The sequence below is a fragment of the Cupriavidus alkaliphilus genome (genome assembly GCF_900094595.1).
In the GTDB taxonomy this organism is placed as follows: domain Bacteria; phylum Pseudomonadota; class Gammaproteobacteria; order Burkholderiales; family Burkholderiaceae; genus Cupriavidus; species Cupriavidus alkaliphilus.
In genome coordinates this window covers 1-17,928 of sequence record NZ_FMAD01000011.1, presented here as the reverse complement: position 1 = coordinate 17,928, position 17,928 = coordinate 1, and the positions used below count along the sequence as shown (strand labels likewise).

13 protein-coding genes are annotated in these 17,928 nt (G+C 68.4%); 8 read left to right on the top strand and 5 right to left on the bottom strand.

Annotated elements, in window-relative coordinates; all coding sequences use genetic code 11:
- Window positions 1–94: 94 nt before the first annotated feature.
- From GA0116996_RS21335 to GA0116996_RS21320, 4 genes are all read right to left on the bottom strand, one after another.
- Window positions 95–1,435, bottom strand: coding sequence for a TolC family outer membrane protein (locus GA0116996_RS21335; protein WP_092315594.1), 1,341 nt, complete (start codon window positions 1,433–1,435; stop codon window positions 95–97).
- 162 nt (window positions 1,436–1,597) lie between these two features.
- Complete coding sequence (locus tag GA0116996_RS21330; RefSeq protein WP_092315592.1) at window positions 1,598–5,518, bottom strand: beta strand repeat-containing protein; 3,921 nt, start codon at window positions 5,516–5,518, stop codon at window positions 1,598–1,600.
- Between the two features lie 90 nt (window positions 5,519–5,608).
- Entirely contained in the window at window positions 5,609–6,910 is a 1,302-nt protein-coding gene (locus GA0116996_RS21325; RefSeq protein WP_244159940.1) for an HlyD family type I secretion periplasmic adaptor subunit, read from the bottom strand.
- A 64-nt stretch (window positions 6,911–6,974) separates the two neighbouring features.
- The gene (locus GA0116996_RS21320; protein WP_092315588.1) at window positions 6,975–9,191 is read right to left on the bottom strand and encodes a type I secretion system permease/ATPase; all 2,217 of its coding nucleotides are present in this window, start codon (window positions 9,189–9,191) and stop codon (window positions 6,975–6,977) included.
- Window positions 9,192–9,551: 360 nt separating this feature from the next.
- On the opposite strand from GA0116996_RS21320, the gene GA0116996_RS21315 reads away from it, so the two are divergent.
- Together GA0116996_RS21315 and GA0116996_RS21310 are read left to right on the top strand one after the other, a co-directional pair.
- Entirely contained in the window at window positions 9,552–10,490 is a 939-nt protein-coding gene (locus GA0116996_RS21315; protein ID WP_092315586.1) for an amino acid ABC transporter substrate-binding protein, read from the top strand.
- A gap of 186 nt (window positions 10,491–10,676) precedes the next feature.
- The gene (locus tag GA0116996_RS21310) at window positions 10,677–11,000 is read left to right on the top strand and encodes an amino acid ABC transporter permease (protein ID WP_092315584.1); all 324 of its coding nucleotides are present in this window, start codon (window positions 10,677–10,679) and stop codon (window positions 10,998–11,000) included.
- A gap of 82 nt (window positions 11,001–11,082) precedes the next feature.
- On the opposite strand, the gene GA0116996_RS21305 is transcribed toward GA0116996_RS21310, so the two are convergent.
- The gene (locus GA0116996_RS21305; protein WP_092315582.1) at window positions 11,083–11,994 is read right to left on the bottom strand and encodes a hypothetical protein; all 912 of its coding nucleotides are present in this window, start codon (window positions 11,992–11,994) and stop codon (window positions 11,083–11,085) included.
- Between the two features lie 444 nt (window positions 11,995–12,438).
- Here GA0116996_RS21305 and GA0116996_RS21300 point away from each other — a divergent pair, with 444 nt between their 5' ends.
- The 6 genes from GA0116996_RS21300 to GA0116996_RS21275 form a co-directional block, all read left to right on the top strand.
- Window positions 12,439–14,172: a glycosyltransferase family 39 protein gene (locus tag GA0116996_RS21300; RefSeq protein WP_092315580.1), complete on the top strand. Its 1,734-nt coding sequence runs from the start codon at window positions 12,439–12,441 to the stop codon at window positions 14,170–14,172.
- Window positions 14,173–14,190: 18 nt separating this feature from the next.
- Window positions 14,191–14,562: a DMT family transporter gene (locus GA0116996_RS21295; RefSeq protein WP_012356262.1), complete on the top strand. Its 372-nt coding sequence runs from the start codon at window positions 14,191–14,193 to the stop codon at window positions 14,560–14,562.
- Between the two features lie 52 nt (window positions 14,563–14,614).
- Window positions 14,615–15,787 carry a DegT/DnrJ/EryC1/StrS family aminotransferase gene (locus GA0116996_RS21290; protein ID WP_092315578.1) on the top strand — a complete coding sequence of 391 codons (1,173 nt, stop codon included), beginning with the start codon at window positions 14,615–14,617 and terminating at the stop codon, window positions 15,785–15,787.
- The gene (locus GA0116996_RS21285; protein ID WP_375790483.1) at window positions 15,784–16,740 is read left to right on the top strand and encodes a glycosyltransferase; all 957 of its coding nucleotides are present in this window, start codon (window positions 15,784–15,786) and stop codon (window positions 16,738–16,740) included. Before GA0116996_RS21290 ends, GA0116996_RS21285 begins: the two co-directional genes overlap by 4 nt.
- On the top strand, window positions 16,740–17,681 hold the full coding sequence (locus GA0116996_RS21280) for a formyltransferase (protein WP_092315574.1): 942 nt from the start codon (window positions 16,740–16,742) through the stop codon (window positions 17,679–17,681). Before GA0116996_RS21285 ends, GA0116996_RS21280 begins: the two co-directional genes overlap by 1 nt.
- Window positions 17,678–17,928 (top strand): NAD-dependent epimerase/dehydratase family protein (locus GA0116996_RS21275; protein WP_141693755.1); only part of this gene is annotated, 251 nt, incomplete at its 3' end. The genes GA0116996_RS21280 and GA0116996_RS21275, both read left to right, overlap by 4 nt.

Here is a 17,928-nt window from a genome sequence, read left to right as displayed (position 1 = left end):
GGCTCCGGTTGACCCTTCCATTGTGTGGCTCGCCACGGTGCCCTGCCATGAGCATTGCGCCGGCCGGGCATGCGCGGCCGGCATGACAGCCTGGCTAGCGCCGCCCCGTGCGCAGCCCCGTCTGGAGCAGCGCCTCGCCAGGCGGCGCCACGTTCAGCGTCGCCAGCAGCAGTCCCGTGCCGGCCAGGATGCGATACTGGCTGGCCAGTTCGGTGTACTGCCCGGTCACGTACGCGTTGCGCGCGCTGAAGTATTCATTCTCGGCATTGAGCAGATCCAGCAGGCTGCGCTGGCCGATGCGGAACTGCCTGCCGTAGCTGATGCGCGTGGCATCGCTCGCCTGCACATACTGCTGCAGGCTCGCCAGCCGTTCCTGCGCGGTACGGTAGGCGTTGTAGGCCAACGACACGCTCTCCTGCACCTGCCGGCGCAGCCGCTCCAGGTTCTGCTCGGCCTCCTGAATCTGGAAGCCGGCCTCATTGATGCGCGCCTTGTCGGCGTTGCCGCGGAACAGGTTGTAGCGCAGGCGCAGCATCACCCTGCGCTCGTCGGTGGTGCCCAGCACGCGATCGCGGTCGCGCCCGGCGCCGGCCTCCAGGTCCAGCCTGGGCCACAGCTCAGACCGCGCCAGCGAGCGCGCGGCCTCGGCTTCGGCAATGTCGGCCTGGCCGGCGCCCAGCGCAGGATGGCTGGCGCTGGCCAGCTGTTGCGCCTCGCGCTCGCTCGCCGGCAGCATGGCGGCGAGCGACTCCGGGCGGGACAAGCCCTGCGGCGTCGCCCCGACCACGCGCTGGAAAGCCGCCACGGCATCCTGCAGCGCGCCTTCTTCGGCGCGAAGGCTCGCCTGTGCCAGCGCCAGCCGGCTCTCGGCCTGGAACAGGTCGGCGCGGCGCAGTACGCCGTTGTCGGCGCCGAGCCGGATCTGGTCATAGATGTGCTGGTGCGCCTGCAGGTTGGCGACGCCGATGGCCACCGTTTCCTGCCGGCGCAGCACCTCCACGTACACCCCCACCGTGCGCAGGGCGATGTCCTCGGCGGTGGCGCCAACCCGGTAGGCCGCGCCTTCGATCCGGGCGCCCTGGCGCTGGACATCGCTGCTGACCCCGAAGCCGTCGAACAGCATCTGGGTGATGGTGACATCGGCGGCGTGGCGCGCATATGACGAATCCGAACCGCCGATCGCGCGCGAACTCTGGCTGTCCAGGCGCACCCGGCCGCCGGCACCGCTGATATCGACGCGCGGCAGGTAGCCGGCGCGCGCCTGCCTCAGCCCCTCGTCGGCCGCCAGACGACGGCTGCCCGCCGCCAGCACTTCGGGATTGCTGCGCACGGCCTGCTCCACGGCCTGCGGCAATGCCTGTGCTAACGCAGGCTGCGGCACCAGCATCGCCGTCCATAGCAGTGCGGGTGCCAGCCGGCACCATGTCGTCGTCATGCTTCCCCCTGCCCGGGTACACCGCGTCCGTACGCTGCACGCGCCGGACGCGGCGCCCTACCCGCTTCTTATGGTTATATGCCCTGCCGGCAGCGATGCCGCCGTCCTGCATTGCCGCGTGGCCGCGGCATCCTCCCCTCTTTCCCGTCCGCGCTCCCCGCGTCAGACCATATGGATATTGCCGTTGCTCAACAGCGTATTCAGATCGAGCCCCACCATGCCCTGCAGTACCGCGACATCCTGGAACGCGGCCGCCGTGCCAGTTCCGTCGCGATCCAGGCTGACCACGGTATTGCCGTCGACCTCGGCCAGCCGCACGAACTGCGCGGCATTGTCGCTGCTGACGCCGACGCCAGACAGCAGGTCGGACAGGTCCAGCACATCGCCGCCGCTGGCCGCGGGCGCCAGGTTGAAGTCAGCGATCGTGTCGACCGAAGCGGCATCAGAACGCAGGACGCGGAAGATATCGCTGCCGTCGCCGCCGGCCAGTGTGTCGGCCCCGGCGCCCCCGACCAGCAGGTCATTGCCGGCAGCGCCTGCCAGCACGTCATCGCCGGCGCCGCCGCGCAGCACATCGTTGCCGGCGGAGCCCGAGATCGTGTCGTTGAACGCCGAGCCGACCACGCCTTCCATCTTCGTGTAGCTGTCGGTGCCAAGGTTGACGGCGCCGAGGTTGGCCGCAGTCACGCCGCTGCCCTGGACCAGCGTGAAGCTGATCGCACCGGTCGCATCGGAGAAATCCAGCAGATCGATGCCGGCGCCGCCGTCGAGGGTGTCATTGCCGGCGCCGCCGCGCAGGACATCATTGGCGCCGCTGCCGGCCAGCGAGTCATTGAAGCGCGAACCGATCACGCCTTCCATATTGCTGTAGGTATCGCTGCCGAGGCCCACGCTGGACAGGTTTACCAGTGTGCCGCCGCCCTGCACCAGCGCAAAGGTCAGCCCGCCGCTGGCATCGGAAAGATCCAGCATATCGATGCCGCCGCCACCGTCGAGCGTATCGTCGCCGGCGGCCCCGCGCAGCACGTCGTCGCCGGCGCCACCGCGCAGCGTGTCGCTCGCTGCCCCGCCGATAAACACATCGCCGGCGGCGGCGCCGGTCAGCGCATCGTTGTTGCTGCCGCCATCCAGATAAGAGGCCTGGTAGCTCTGGCCGGCCAGCGACACCGTGGCCGCGCCATTGGTTGACGAGACATTGACTGTCACGGTCGCCGTGCTGGTGCCGCCTGCGCCATCGGCAACGGTATAGCTGAAGCTGCCCGTCGCCGCGTTGCCCGAGTCGAACAGGATGTAGCTGTTGTTGGTGTCCGGCGCGAATCTCAGGTTGCTGATGGCTCCGCTGGTCCCGCCCAGAGCGGTGATCGAAAGCGCCAGGCCGTCGAGGTCGCCGTCATTGCCGAGCAAGGCACTGACCGGTATCAGGATATTGCTGGTGTTGTTCGAGACATAGACCACATCCCCGGCGGCCACCGGTGCGTCATTGACGGGATTGAGGGTGATCGCGACCGAGTCGGTGTCGGTGCCTGCGCCGTCGCTGGTCTGCATCTGCAGCGAGGCGCCGCCGGCATAGTCCTTGTCGCCGGTGAACTGCAGGCCATCGAGCGCGGCATTGATGGCCGCGTCGCTGCCGGTGAAGGTCATGGTGCCGTCCGCGCTGCCGTCGCCCGCAAGGAACTGCAATCCCGCGGTGCCGTTCAGGGTAATGGTGCCGGCGCTGGCCGTCAGGGTCACCGTGTGGCTGGTGCCGTCCACGTCAGCGATGCTGAGCGCATTGCCGGTAGCGGCGCTGAATACCAGCGGCGTGTCCTCGTTGACGACCTGCGCCACCGGAACGCTGTTGACGACGGTGTCGTTGGTGCCCGCGATATTGACCTTGATTTCCCGGCTCGCGCTGAGGTCCGCCGAATACACCGTCAGCGAATCGCTGGCCTGCTGGCCTGCCGCCAACGCATCGGCCTTGTCGTTATCGAGCGTGTAGGTCCACGCGCCGGTGCTGCTGTCGAAGGTGAAGGTACCGTACTGGCCCGCCAGGCTTTCCGGCGCCACGGCGGCAAAGTGCGCTTCGCCGCTATCGACATCACTGACCGCCAGCGTACCGCTGGCCGAAGCGTCGCCCGCCGTCGCGTTCGCCACGCCGCCGGCCTCGGTCACCGCGGTGTCTTCGCTCGTCGATGCGGTGATGGTCGCCGCATCGTTCGTGCCGGTGATATTGACCGTGATGGTCTGCTGCGCGGTCTGGTCCGCCGATGACACCAGCAGCGAATCGCTGACCTGTTGGCCGGCTGTCAGTGAGTCGGCCTTGCCGTTATCCAACGTGTAGGTCCAGGCCCCGGTGCTGCTGTCGAAGGTGAAGGTGCCGTACTGGCCCACCAGATTCTCCGGCGCCACCGCGGCAAAATGCGCTTCGCCGCTGTCGACATCACTGACCGCCAGCGTGCCGCTGGCCGAAGCGTCGCCCGCCGTCGCGTTCGCCACGCCGCCGGCCTCGGTCACCGCGGTGTCTTCGCTCGTCGATGCGGTGATGGTCGCCGCATCGTTCGTGCCGGTGATATTGACCGTGATGGTCTGCTGCGCGGTCTGGTCCGCCGATGACACCAGCAGCGAATCGCTGACCTGTTGCCCCGCGGTCAGCGTGTCCGCCTTGCCGTTATCCAGCGTGTAGGTCCAGGCCCCGGTGCTGCTGTCAAAGGTAAAGGTGCCGTACTGGCCCACCAGATTCTCCGGCGCCACCGCGGCAAAATGCGCTTCCCCGCTGTCGACATCGCTGACCGTCAGCGTGCCGCTGGCCGACGCGTCGCCCGCCGTCGCGTTCGCCACGCCGCCCGCTTCGGTCACCGTGGTGTCTTCGCTCGTCGATGCGGAAATCGTCGCTACATCGTTGGCCCCGTTGATGCGGATGCTCAGTGTCGATGCCGCCGCTGCCTGGCCGTCCGTCACGCTATAGCCGAACGATTCCTCGACATGGTCGCCGAGGCGCAGCGACTGGACCAGCGGATTGCCGTTGTCCAGCGTGTAGCTGTAGCTGCCGTCGGCGTTGACCTGCAGCGTGCCGTACTGGCCGACATAGGTGCCGGGACTGGCTACGGCCAGCACATTGCCGGCATCGACGTCGCTGTCATTGGCCAGCACGTTGCCGGTAACCGGGTTCGGATGGTTGTCTTCGCCGATGGCGCTGGTATCGACCGCGGCGGCAGGGGCATGGTTATCGTAGCCGGCAAAATCGGATTTGGTCAGGTCGTGCAGGCCGTCCAGGCGAATCACCATTTCGGCCGTCGCGGGATTGCCGTCGACATCGACGTAGACATAAGTGTTGCCGCCCGCTTGCTGGTACCAGGCCCCATGGGCCGTCGGCGTCAGGCCGCCCCACTGGAAGCCGGTGTCGCCCAGCACCGGGCGCAGGTCCAGGCGATCGGTGCCGCGCTCGAAGCCGGCGATGACGTCCATGCCGGCCGCGGTGGAATCAGAGACCGCGTGGTAGACAAAGGTGTCGCGGCCGCTGCCCCCGCTCAGCATGTCGCCGCCGCCCCCACCGGCGATGGTATCGTTGCCGCCTTCGCCGGAGATGGTGTCCTTGCCATTGCCGCCGGCGATGATGTCGTCGCCGCCGACGACGGCGCCGTCGCCGTTGTCGCCAAAGATCAGGTCGTCGCCGTTGCCGCCCTGGATGCGATCATTGCCTGGCTGGGCCGATTCATGCCCGCGCCCGCGCAGATAATCGGCATAGCTGTCGTAGCCGTCGCCATAGAGCGTATCGCCGCCGTTGTCGCCGGTGTAAAGCGTGGACGCGCCGTCGGCGCTGCCAATCACGTCGTCGCCGCTGCCGCCGTAGACCGCGTCGGTGCCGTTGCCGCCCGACACGCTGTCGTTGCCACGCCCGCCGAACACGCGATCCTTGCCGTTGGCGCCCAGCAGCGTGTCGCTGCCATCGCCGCCCTCGACGATATCGTCGCCATTGCCGGCATCGACATAGTCGCTGCCATCGCCCGCGCTGACATAGTCGTTGCCGTTGCCGCTCAGAACGGTGTCGCTGCCTGCGGTGCCGATGAGGCTGTCGCTGCCGTTGGTGCCAGTCACGGTTGCCATGGTCGTTCTCTCTCCGTCCTGAATGCAGGCCCCGCGGCCATGCGTTGCTTGTTATCGTTGCAATAGGCCCGCGCCAGGGCCGGCTGGGTGCTACCGTTCACGGAACGCCATGTCCCGGGTCTTGATGATGGGCTTGAGCAGGTAATGGAGCACCGTCTTCTGCCCTGTCAGTACATCCACCGTGGCGACCATGCCGGGCAGGATCGGCACCTGTACGGTGCTTCCTGCCGGCCGGTTGTCGCGGGTGCGCACGCGCACCAGGTAGTAGCTCTCGGGGCGCTCGCCGGGCCGCTCCGGCGTGAGCGTATCGGCGCTGATATGTTCGACGGTGCCGGCAAAGCCGCCATAGACGGAGAAGTCGTAGGCCGACAGCTTGACCACCGCGGGCTGCCCCGGCCGCAGGAAGGCGATATCGGCCGGCCGCACGCGTGCCTCGACCAGCAGCGTGTCTTCCAGCGGCACGATCTCCACCAGGTCCATGCCCGGCTGGACCACGCCCCCCACGGTATTGATCTTGAGCTGCTTGACGATCCCGGCCAGCGGCGCGCGCACCAGGGTGCGGTCGACCCGGTCCTGCAAGGCGGTGTTGGTGGCGCTCAGCGCTGCCTGCTCGGCCCTGGCCTGGTTGAGCTCGCGCATGGCCTCGGCGCGGAAATGCGCACTCGCCTCGGCGAGCTTCTGCTGGCTTTCGCGATAGGCCGCCTCCAGTCGCGGCATCGCCAGCCGCGACGCGTCGAGCTCGCCCTTGAGGTCATTGGTCTGCCGCTCCAGCCGCAGCACATCGACATCGGACACCACGCCCTGCGCCACCATCGGCCGCATCATCGCCAGCTCCTGCGCCACCAGGCGATGGCTCTGCCGCAGCTGCTGCTCGCGCGAGCGCTTTTCGGCCAGCTCCTGCCGGCGCTGCTCCGACTGCTGGCGCAGCACGGCCAGGTTCGCTTCCAGCGCGTGCCTGCGCGAGGCGAACAGCGAGCGTTCCTCGGCCACGAAACGGCGCGTATCGCCGTCGCCGCCCGCGCTGGCGACGAAGTCGGTGCCGGCGGCCTCGGCGCTCAGGCGCGCGATGCGTGCCACCAGCGCATCGTCCTTGGTACGGCCCTCCTGGTACGAGGCGGTGAAGCGCGTATCGTCGATGCGCATCAGCGGCTGGTCCTTGCTGACGACCTGCCCCGGCCGCACCATGATCTGCGCCACGATCCCGCCTTCCAGGTTCTGCACCACCTGCACCTGGCTCGACGGAATCACCTTGCCCTCGCCCACCGCCACCTCATCGACCCGCGCCAGCGCCGCCCAGGCCAGCGCCACGCCGACGAAGCCCACGGCGCACCACAGGATCCAGTGCGCGAACCAGCGAGGCCGCGACAGCGCCGCCGCGTCGCGCGCATCCATGAATGCGGTGTCATCGGCGTGCGGCCTCAGCGCGGCAGCCACGCGTCGCGCAAGGGTACGGGGCTCAGGCCGAGGCGACATGGAGCTTCCTCCCCGCCAGCGCGTTCAGCACCTCGGCCTTGGGCCCGTCCGCGACGATGCGGCCCTGGTCCATCACGATCAGGCGATCGACCAGGCTCAGCAGCGAGCCGCGGTGGGTCACCAGCAGCAGCGTGCGCTCACCCAGCGCTGCCGCGAGCCGCGCCTTGAACTGCTCTTCGGTGCGGTTGTCCATGGCACTGCTGGGTTCGTCGAGCAGCAGCAGAGGCGGCTGCAACAGCTCCGCGCGCGCGATGGCGATGGCCTGCCGCTGGCCGCCCGAGAGCCCCTCGCCGCGCTCGCCCAGGCGCAGGTCATAACCCTCGGGCAGGCGCTCGATGAATTCGCTGACACCGCCCAGGCGCGCGGCGCGGAGCACGGCGGCATCGTCGGCGTAGGGCGCGCCCATCACGATGTTGTCGCGCACGGTGCCGCTGAACAGCATCACGTCCTGCGGCACATAGCCGATACCGCGCCGCAGCGCCGCCGGGTCGAGCTGGCGCACCTCGGTACCGTCGACCAGCACCGAGCCGGCATCGGGCGGATACAGGCCCAGGACCAGCTTTTCGATGGTGGTCTTGCCCGAGCCGATGCGGCCGATCAGCCCGACCCGCTCGCCGCTGGCAATGCGGAATGACACACCGTCGAGCGCGGCACCGTCGCGGCCGGGGTAGCGGAAGCTGACCGCGCGGAATTCGATCTCGCCGCGCAACGGCGGACGGTGCAGGAAATGCTTGCCGGGCGGGCGCTCGACTGGCAACGCCATGGTCCGGTCGAGGGCGGCCAGCGCGGTGCGCGCCTGGTGATAGCGCGTGGTCAGTCCGGCCATCTGCGACAGCGGGGCCAGCGCACGCCCGGCCAGGATGGTGCAGGCGATCAGGCCGCCCATGGTGAGGCGGTCGTCGGCAATCTGGTAGACGCCCATCACCACCACCGCCAGCGTGGCGGCCTGCTGCGCGAACAGCGCAGCGTTGATGACGCATGCCGACAGCCAGCGCGAGCGCAGCGCCAGCCGGGCCATCTGCCCGACCACCTGCTCCCATTGCCGCTGCGCGACACCTTCCGCGCCCGTGGTCTTGATGGTCTCCAGCCCCACCAGCGTCTCCACCAGCACCGCCTGCCGCTGTGCCGCGCAGGCACTGCCGGCCCGCACCGCGCGCGACAGCGGTCCCTGCAGCGCCAGGCTGAGGCCAAGCACCAGCGGCACCGTCAGCAGCGGCACCCATGCGAGCGGACCGCCCACCCAGAACATCGCGGCGATGAAGACCGCGGCGAACGGCAGGTCGACCAGCGTGGTGATGGTGGCGGAGGTCAGGAAATCGCGCACCGATTCGAATTCCTGCAACTGACTGCTGAGGCTGCCGACCGAGGCGGGCCGTGAGCGCGTCTCGATGCCCAGCACTTTCTCGAACAGCGTGGCGGATACCGTCACGTCGATGCGCTTGCCCGCCACGTCGACAAAGTAGCCGCGCAGCATGCGCATGGCGAGCTCGAACAGCAGCACCAGGCCGACGCCCACGGCAAGCGCCCACAGGGTCTCCAGCGCATGGTTCGGCACCACGCGGTCATAGACGTTCATGGTGAACAGCGGCATTACCAGCGCAAACAGGCTGAGCAGCAAGGAAGCCACCAACACCTCGCCATAGACCGGCCAGCACTGACGCATCACGCCCCAGAACCATGCACGCGGCCCTTGATCCGGCGCTTGACCGGGCGCTTGATCGGGCGCGGCATCGACAGCAGCCCGGGCGGCATCCGGACGGTACGCGGGCCGGGCAAAGATGGCGTGTCCGGTGTAGCGCGCGAGCAGGTCTTCGCCGCGCACGGCCTGTTCGCCGTCGCCGAACTCGGGCAGCACCACCACCAGCATGCCCTCCTCGGCGCGGCGCACCAGGATGCAGGCCTCGCCCTGGTCCAGCAGCAGCATCGCGGGCAGCACGCGGTCAGGGATCTCGTCGGGCCTGCGTCGTACCAGCCTCGCGCAGAGGCCCGCGCGCGCTGCGGCACGCGCGCACAACGCGGGGGTAAGGCGATGGCCCTCCAGCGGCAGCCCGGCGACCAGAGCCTCGGCGGAGGCCGGCTGGTGGAAGTGCCGGGCCAGCCAGAGCAGGCAGTCCAGCAGCGCATCGTCCGGACGCGCGTGGCCGGACAGACCCGGCGCGGCATGCCGGATCTCGCGCGCATGCGTGGCGGCTGCGTGCATGGCACAGGTCCCGGTGTTAGCGCGACGGTGGACCAGGCCGCTGCCGGCCGATGGCACCTGCGGCCACCGTCATGCGCCCGCGATTGCTTGCTGCCATCGTGCCTCCCGTCCCGTTGCCATGTCGTTTTTTGCAAGCGTAGGTGAGGCGGTCGTTGGCGCCCATCGTCCGGATGGCGCAACCGGCGCTTCCAATGGTCGGGGAACCTCATCCGTTTGGCGTTTCACCAATGCAACCGATGCGGGGAAACGAGTCGTACCTGGGAATTTGCTTATGACGACAATGTCCTTCGCCGCACGCAGGCTGGGGGTATACCCTAGCGTCTTCGCCGGATTGCCGGCTGCTTTCCAGTTTCTCCCCGCATGACCGCCTTCGCCTTGTCTGCCCTGACCGCCCGCCTTTCCCGCGCCCGCCGCCCGCTCGCGGCAATCCTGCTCGCCGCCGGCGCCGCCGCCATGCTGGCCCCGGCCGCGGCACGCGCCCAGAGCCCGGTGCTCGACAAGATCCGCGACTCGGGCACCATCGTGCTGGGCTACCGCGAATCCGCGCTGCCGTTCTCGTTTGCCGACGACAAGGGCCAGCCGGCCGGCTATGCCGTCGACCTGTGCCTGCGCGCGGCCGAGGCGGCGCGCCAGAAGCTCGGCCTGAAGGACCTGAAGGTGCGCTGGATGCCGCTGACGCCGCAGAACCGCATCCCGGCAGTGGTGAACGGGCTGGTCGACCTCGATTGCGCCCCCAACACCAATTCGCTCGAGCGCCAGAAGCAGGTTGCGTTCAGCGTCTCGCACTATGTGTCGACGGTGCGCATGCTGGTGCGCGCCGACTCGGGCATCCGCTCGTTCGGCGACCTGCGCGGAAAGACCGTGGTCACCAGCGCGGGCTCGACCGGCGACCGCCACGTGCGCCGCTTCAAGGGCCAGTACGGCTATCACGACGTCTACGCCAAGGACCACGGCGAATCGTTCCTGCTGCTGGAATCGGGCCGGGCCCAGGCCTTCGTGATGGACGACGTGCTGCTGGCCGGCCTGCGCGCGCGCGCCAAGGATCCTTCGCAATACGTCATCGTGGGTCCGGCGCTGTCCGTGGAGCAAAACGCGCTGATGCTGTCCAAGGCCGATCCGGAATGGAAGCGCCTGGTCGACCAGACCCTCGCCACCACCTTCGCCGGCCCCGAGGTCAAGGCGCTGCAGCAACGCTGGTTCCAGCAGCCCATCGGCAGCCGCGGCATCAACCTGGCGCTGGCGCCTTCGGGCGAGGTGCGCGCGGCCTGGAAGCATCCGTCCGACGCGGTCACCGAATAAGGCGTGCCGGCGGCGCCATGCGCAATCGCGCTGGTGCCGCAATTCAGGGTTTCCATGAGGTTGCCGTGCCGGGCAAGCCCCAAGTTGACAGTCGTGAATGATGTTGGCGACACTGGCCCGAGCCATCCCTTTGCAGGGCAGGCCATAGACACGACCGCCCGACGGCGGCATATCTCAGGAGAAACCATGAACAAGTTCGTCGCGACCGCGATCGCACTCTGCCTTGGCGCCGCTTCGCTGGCCGTGCAGGCACAAACCGGCGGCAAGCAGCAGTTCGATCCGTATTCGCAGGGTGCCAAGTCGGGCGAGAAGTTCGACCCGTACAGCCAGGGCGCCAAGGCCGGCGACAAGTTCGATCCGTACAGCCAGGGCGCCAACAAGAGCACCCGCACCGACCTGGCCGACCCTGCCGCTCCGGCCGCCGACAAGAAGCCGGCCAAGCAAGGCACCAAGAAAAAGAACGACAAGAGCAGCAAGAAGAAAGCCACCCCCGCTGCGGCTGCCAGCTGAACCACGGCTGCCGCCTGATACAAGAAAACCCGCCGCGGCGGGTTTTTTTGCGCCCTCGCGGGCGAGGAGGCCATGGCGCCGGCTACGGCGCCTGCGTATCGCGCTCCAGCGCGGTGACATCGACGCGCTGCACCTTGTCGTCCTGGCGCACCTCGGTGCGCAGCACGAAAGCCTCGGCCGGGCAGTACCAGTCGGTGACGTGCATCACGGTGGGCTCGACCTGCACCAGTTCGCCACCGATCATCAGCGGCCCCAGCGAGGTGCGCTTGTCGTAGGAAATCGGGTGGCATTCCTTGCGCCCCATCAGGGTGTCGATCATCTGCAGCCTGCCCACGTGGCGCGAGCCGATATGGATGGTGGCACGCTGCGCGTCCATGGTGCTGACCGCTTCATCGGAGCCCAGCGGATAGACCTTCAGCGAGACGCTGGAGCGGAACACTTCGCCCTCCAGCGTGGTGCCTTCGCGCAGGTCCAGGCCGGCGTAGTTGAACACCCCCTTGCCGCGGAACGCTGCCTCGCCATACATGCGGGCATAGCGCGCGCGCGCGTTGATGACCGCATGCTGGCTTTCGATGCTGGTCTGCGCCTCGGGCGCACTGCGTTCGATCACCACCTCGTGGACCTGGTTGGTGATCACCGGCGGCCCCATCAGCGCGGACAGCGCCGACTTGGAATTGACCTCGAGCTGGGCGCGGCACCCGGTCGGGCTGCGCTGCACGTCGCGCAGGGTCATGCGGATCGACATCGGCATCACGCCGTCGCCTTCCATCTGCACATGGGATCCGGAGCGGAACCACGGCGCATTGCACAGCACCGCCGCGGCGGCGGCCTGCGCCTGGCTGGCCGCCGCCTGGGCGATGCCGCCGGTGCCGGGCAGCACCGCCATGCCCTGGGCGCCGGCGGGTTGCGCCAGCAGCGACACAAATAGCGCCCCCAACGCCGCCGCGCACGCCACCAGGCCGGCCTGCCGGATTTGCTGAACCTCTGTGTTCACATCGATCCCCGTCTAAATTGTCCCGCCCACGGTTCCGCCGATATCTGACGGCATCCCATCAGAATTATGGCGTTTTTGTTGCGCATGTAACCGGTCATTTCACGCCGTCGTCGGTCTAACAGGCATGCCGACGATGATGCCGGGCTCCTTCACGGGCTCACCCGGCCACATATGCTTTATACACCTCATTTGTCGCGCAACTGGCCCTCCCGCCACTCCCGGGATCCGTCCGGAGTGACTTGGCCGCCGTGCTACCATTGCGCGCCTCGCGTATTCCAGCGGTTGTGGCGTTCCGGGCGCCTGGCGGCCATGGCGTGCCTGCGGCGCGCCCGCGCGGACATTCCGGTCAGGTGTCCACCGCCAGGCCCGGCTCAGCGTTGTGATGGCTTGCCCATCGCCGCGCGACGCCCGAGACCTCGTCCGCCGCGCTTTTCCAGGAGATCCATGCGTAGTTCATCGACCTCGCGGGTTGTCGCCGCGCCGTCCATCGGAGCCACCGCAAGTACCGTCATGCTGGTTGGCCTGCTGATCCTGCTGGTCTGGTTCGGTACCCTGGACATGCGCCACCTGCTGCGCTCCGATGAAGGCCGCTACGCCGAGATTGCCCGCGAGATGGTCGCCACCGGCGACTGGGTCACGATCCGCTACCACGAACTCAAGTATTTCGAGAAACCGCCCTTCCACATGTGGGTGACGGCGCTGGCCTACACCCTGTTCGGCGTGGGCGACTGGCAGGCGCGCCTGTGCGTGGCGTTGTCCGGCATGCTGGGCATCGGCGTGTCGATGCTGGCCGCGGCCCGCTGGTACGGCCGCCGCGTGGCGATGCTGACCGGCCTGGTGCTGGTGTCGACGCCGATGTGGAATGTCGCCGGGCACTTCAATTCGCTCGACATGACGCTGTCCGGGGCCATGGCGTGCGTGCTCGCCTGCATGCTGCTGGCCCAGCATCCCGCGGCCACGCCGGCCGTGCGGCGCAACTGGATGCTGGCGTGCTGGGCCGCAATGGGGGTGGCGGTGCTGGTCAAGGGGCTGGTCGGCCTGGCCTTGCCCGGGCTGGTGCTGGTGGTCTACACGCTGGCGACGCGCGACTGGAAGCTGTGGGGCCGCCTGCATCTGCTGGCCGGCATCGCGGTGCTGCTGGCGGTCACGGTGCCATGGTTCTGGCTGGTCTCCGAACGCAACCCGGAGTTCCTGCGCTTCTTCTTTATCCACGAGCACTGGCAGCGCTACACCTCCAATGTGCATCACCGCGAGGGCGCGCTCTGGTTCTTCGTGCCGCTGCTGCTGGCCGGCTTCCTGCCGTGGCTGGGCCTGGTGCCGCAGATGTGGCAGGCGGTGCGGGAACGCGCCGGAGTGGCGCGCGGCAATGCGCCGCGCCCGTTCCAGCCGGCGCTGCTGGCCGGGCTGTGGGCGGCGGCGATCTTCGTTTTCTTCAGCCTGTCCGGCTCCAAGCTGCCGGGCTATATCGTGCCGATCTTCCCGGCGTTGGCCTTGCTTGCCGGCGTAGCTTTGGAAACCACCACGGAACGCGCGTGGCGCTGGCAGGTCAATGCCATGGTTGCGCTCGGCGTGATCGGGCTGCTCGCGATCCCGTTCGTCGGCATGATGGAAAAACCGGGCACGCCCAACGCGGTGTATCGTGAGTTCGCCGCATGGCTCGCGGTTGCCTTTGCCGTGATGCTGGGCGGCGCGCTGCTGGCTCGCAGGCTGCTGCGCACGCGCGGCGTATTCCCCAGCGTGGTGGCCTATGCGCTGGCCATGTTCGTCTGCGCCACGGTCGGACTGCGCGCCCACGAAGTGATGGGCCGGCCCAGCTCCGGCGCGGACCTGGCGCCCGCGATCAGCGCCGTGCTGGCGCCCGACATGCCGCTGTACAGCGTGCGGCTGCTGGACCACACGCTGCCGTTTTACCTGCGCCGCAGCACGATCCTGGTCGAGCATCCGGACGAACTTGAATTCGGCATCAGGCAGGAACCGCAGAAGTGGATCCCGAGCGTCGACCAGTTCATTGCGCGCTGGCAGGACGGCCAGCGCGCGGTGGCGATCATGGCGCCGCAGACCTACGCCGCGCTGGCCGCGCGCGGCGTGCCGATGCACAAGATCGCCGGCGATCGCCGGCGCGTGGCCGTGGCCAATTTCGCGCTGCCCGGACAGCCAGCACAGACGCAAGCACCGTAATCCGCCAACCGCCTTGCCATGACGCTTTCCACTTTTGCTTTCATCCTGACCGGCGTGCTGCTCAATGCGGCGGCGCAGCTGCTGCTCAAGGCCGGCGTCAACGCCGTCGGCGCGATCACGCTGGATCGCGGCACGCTGCTGGTGACGGCGCTGCGCGTGCTGACGCAATGGCCGGTGCTGGCCGGGCTTACGCTGTACGTGGTCAGCGTAGGGGTCTGGATCGTGGGCCTGTCGCGCGTCGATGTGTCGATCGCCTATCCGATGCTGTCGCTGGGCTACGTGGTCAATGCGCTCGCGGCCTGGTGGCTGTTCGGCGAGATCATCGGGCCCTTGCGCGTGGCCGGCATCCTGCTGATACTGGCGGGCGTCTTCCTGATCGCCCGCTCCTGAAGGCTGTCCGCGCCTTCGCCTGGCCTGACCGCCGCTGCCTCCTTCGCCTGCCATGACCGCCTCCGCTCCCGCCTTCCTGCCGTTTGTGCGGCCCGAGATCGACGCCGCCGCCATTGCCGAAGTCGGCAAGGTGCTGGCCTCGGGCTGGATCACCTCCGGACCGAAGATGCAGGCCTTCGAGGCCGCGCTGTCCGACCTGTTTGGCGGGCGCCCGGTGCGCACCTTCGCCAACGGCTCGGCGACCATGGAGATCGCACTGCGCATCGCCGATATCGGCCCCGGCGATGAAGTCATCACCACGCCGATCACGTGGGTCGCCACCGCCAACGTGGTGGTGGCCGTGGGGGCGAAGCCGGTGTTCGTCGACATCGACCCGCGCACGCGCAACCTGGACCTCGACGCGGTCGAGGCCGCCATCACGCCGCGCACGCGCGCCATCATGCCGGTCTACCTGTCCGGCCTGCCGGTCGACATGGAACGGCTGTACGCGATCGCCGCCAGGCACGGGCTGCGCGTGATCGAAGACGCGGCCCAGGCGATCGACTCGCGCTGGCGCGGCGAGCGCATCGGCGCCTTCGGCGACCTGGTCAGCTTCAGCTTCCAGGCCAACAAGAACATCACCACCATCGAAGGCGGCTGCCTGGTGATGAACACGCCCGAGGAAGCCGTGCGCGCCGAGCGCCTGCGGCTGCAGGGCGTGATCCGCTCCGGCCTGGACGGCATGGATGTCGAGGAGCCGGGCGGCAAGTTCAACCTGACCGATGTCAACGCCGCGGTCGGCCTGGCCCAGCTGGAGCGGCTCGACGCCATCACCGCGCGCCGCGCCGAACTGGCCGACACCTACTTCCGCTGCGCCGCCGACAGCGGCCTGCAGGCCCTCGGCATCGAGCTGCCGCAGGCGCTGGACCCGCAGGCGGCCACCACCAACTGGCACATGTTCCAGGTGGTGCTGCCGACCGAGCGCATGCAGGGCGGCCCGGCACAGGCGCGGCAGAAGCTCATGGAAGCCATGCGCGAGCGCGGCATCGGCACCGGCGTGCACTATCCGCCGGTCCATCTTTTCACTTACTACCGCTCACTCGGCTGGCGCGAAGGCATGCTGCCGCACGCCGAGCGCATCGGGCGCGGCATCGTCACGCTGCCGCTGTTCCCGGCGATGCAAGCCTCGGACGTGGAGCGGGTCTGCGCAATCCTCAGCGAAACATGCAAACGTCTTTCCCAATGAGCCCGGTCCAGGTCTCGGTCGTCATTCCGGTCTACAACGAAGAAGACGGGCTGCAAGCCCTGTTCGATCGCCTCTATCCGGCGCTGGATGGCCTCGGCGAAAGCTACGAGATCATCTTCATCAACGACGGCAGCGTCGACCGCTCCGCGCAGCTGCTGGCGGCGCAGTTCCACAAGCGCCCGGACGTGACCCGGGTGGTGCTGTTCAATGGCAACTTCGGCCAGCACATGGCGATCCTGGCGGGCTTCGAGCACACCCGCGGCAAGATCGTGATCACGCTCGACGCGGACCTGCAGAATCCCCCCGAGGAAATCCCGCGCCTGGTCCAGACCATGCGCGCCGGCCACGACTACGTCGGCACCATCCGGCGCCAGCGCAACGACACCGCGTTCCGCCGCTATGCCTCGCGCGCGATGAACCGGCTGCGCGAGCGCATCACCAGGATCCGCATGACGGACCAGGGCTGCATGCTGCGCGCCTATGACCGCACCGTGATCGACACCATCAACGCGTGCCGCGAGGTCAATACCTTCATCCCGGCGCTGGCGTACACCTTTGCCTCGAATCCGGTCGAGATCGAAGTTGGCCACGAGCAGCGCCACGCGGGGGAATCCAAGTACTCGCTGTACCAGCTGATCCGCCTGAATTTCGACCTCGTCACCGGCTTCTCGATCGTGCCGCTGCAGTGGTTCTCGGCCATCGGCACCTTGCTGTCGCTGCTGTCGGGGGTGCTGTTCGTGGTGCTGCTGGTGCGGCGCTTTGTGCTGGGCTCCGAAGTGCAGGGGGTGTTCACGCTGTTCGCCATGAACTTCTTCCTGATCGGCATCCTGCTGTTCGGCGTGGGCCTGCTGGGCGAATACGTCGGCCGCATCTACCAGGAAGTGCGCGACCGCCCGCGCTACCGCATCAAGGCCATACTCGAGGCCGACCCGGCCCGCACCGTGGAGCCGTGATGCGCGCCGTCGTCTTTGCCTACCACAATGTCGGCGACCGCTGCCTGCGCGTGCTGCATGCGCGGGGCGTGGAGGTGGCGCTGGTGATCACGCACCGCGACCGGCCCGACGAGAACATCTGGTTCCGCCGCGTGGCGGACACCGCCGCCGAGCTGGGTGTGCCGTTCCTATATGGCGAGGACCCGGCCGATCCCGCCATCGCGCAGGCCGTGCGCGACGCACGCCCGGATGTCATCTTCTCGTTCTACTATCGCGCCATGATCCCCGCCGGCGTGCTGGCGCTGGCACCGGGCGGCGCGTTCAACATGCACGGCTCGCTGCTGCCGAAGTACCGCGGCCGCGTGCCGGTCAACTGGGCGGTGCTGCACGGCGAGACCGAGACCGGCGCCACGCTGCACGCCATGGAAGCCAGGCCGGACGCAGGCGATATCGTCGACCAGACCGCCGTGCCGATCCTGCCCGACGATACTGCCGGCGAAGTGTTCGAGAAGGTCACCGTGGCGGCCGAGCAGACGCTGTGGCGCGCGCTGCCCGCAATGATGGCGGGACAGACGCCGCGCCGCCCGAACCGGCTGACCGAAGGCAGCTATTACTCGGGGCGCAAGCCCGAGGACGGCCGCATCGACTGGAACCGGCCCGCCGCCGAGGTCTACAACCTGATCCGCGCGGTCGCGCCGCCCTACCCCGGCGCGTTCACCGAAGTCGGCGGGCAGCGCTTCATCGTGGCGCAGGCGCGCCGGCCGCTGCCTGGTGCGGTGCCGTCGATGCCCGCCGGCACGGCAACCGGCCTGCAGCTGCGCGACGGCCATGTCCTCGGCGTGTGCGGCGACGGCGGCGTGGTCATCGTCACGCGGCTCCTGGCACCGGACGGCGCGGCCGTCACGCCGCAGGCGCTTGCCCGGCATCTCCATACCGAACAGTCCAACGAGGGAAACCGATGAAAAAGGTCCTGATTCTCGGCGTCAACGGCTTCATCGGCCACCACCTGACGCGCCGCATCCTGGAAACCACGCCGTGGGAGGTCTACGGCATGGACATGAACACGGACCGCCTCGGCGACCTCGTCGACCACCCGCGCATGCATTTCTTCGAAGGCGACATCACCATCAACCGCGAGTGGATCGAGTACAACATCCGCAAGTGCGACGTGGTGCTGCCGCTGGTCGCCATCGCCACCCCCGCCACCTA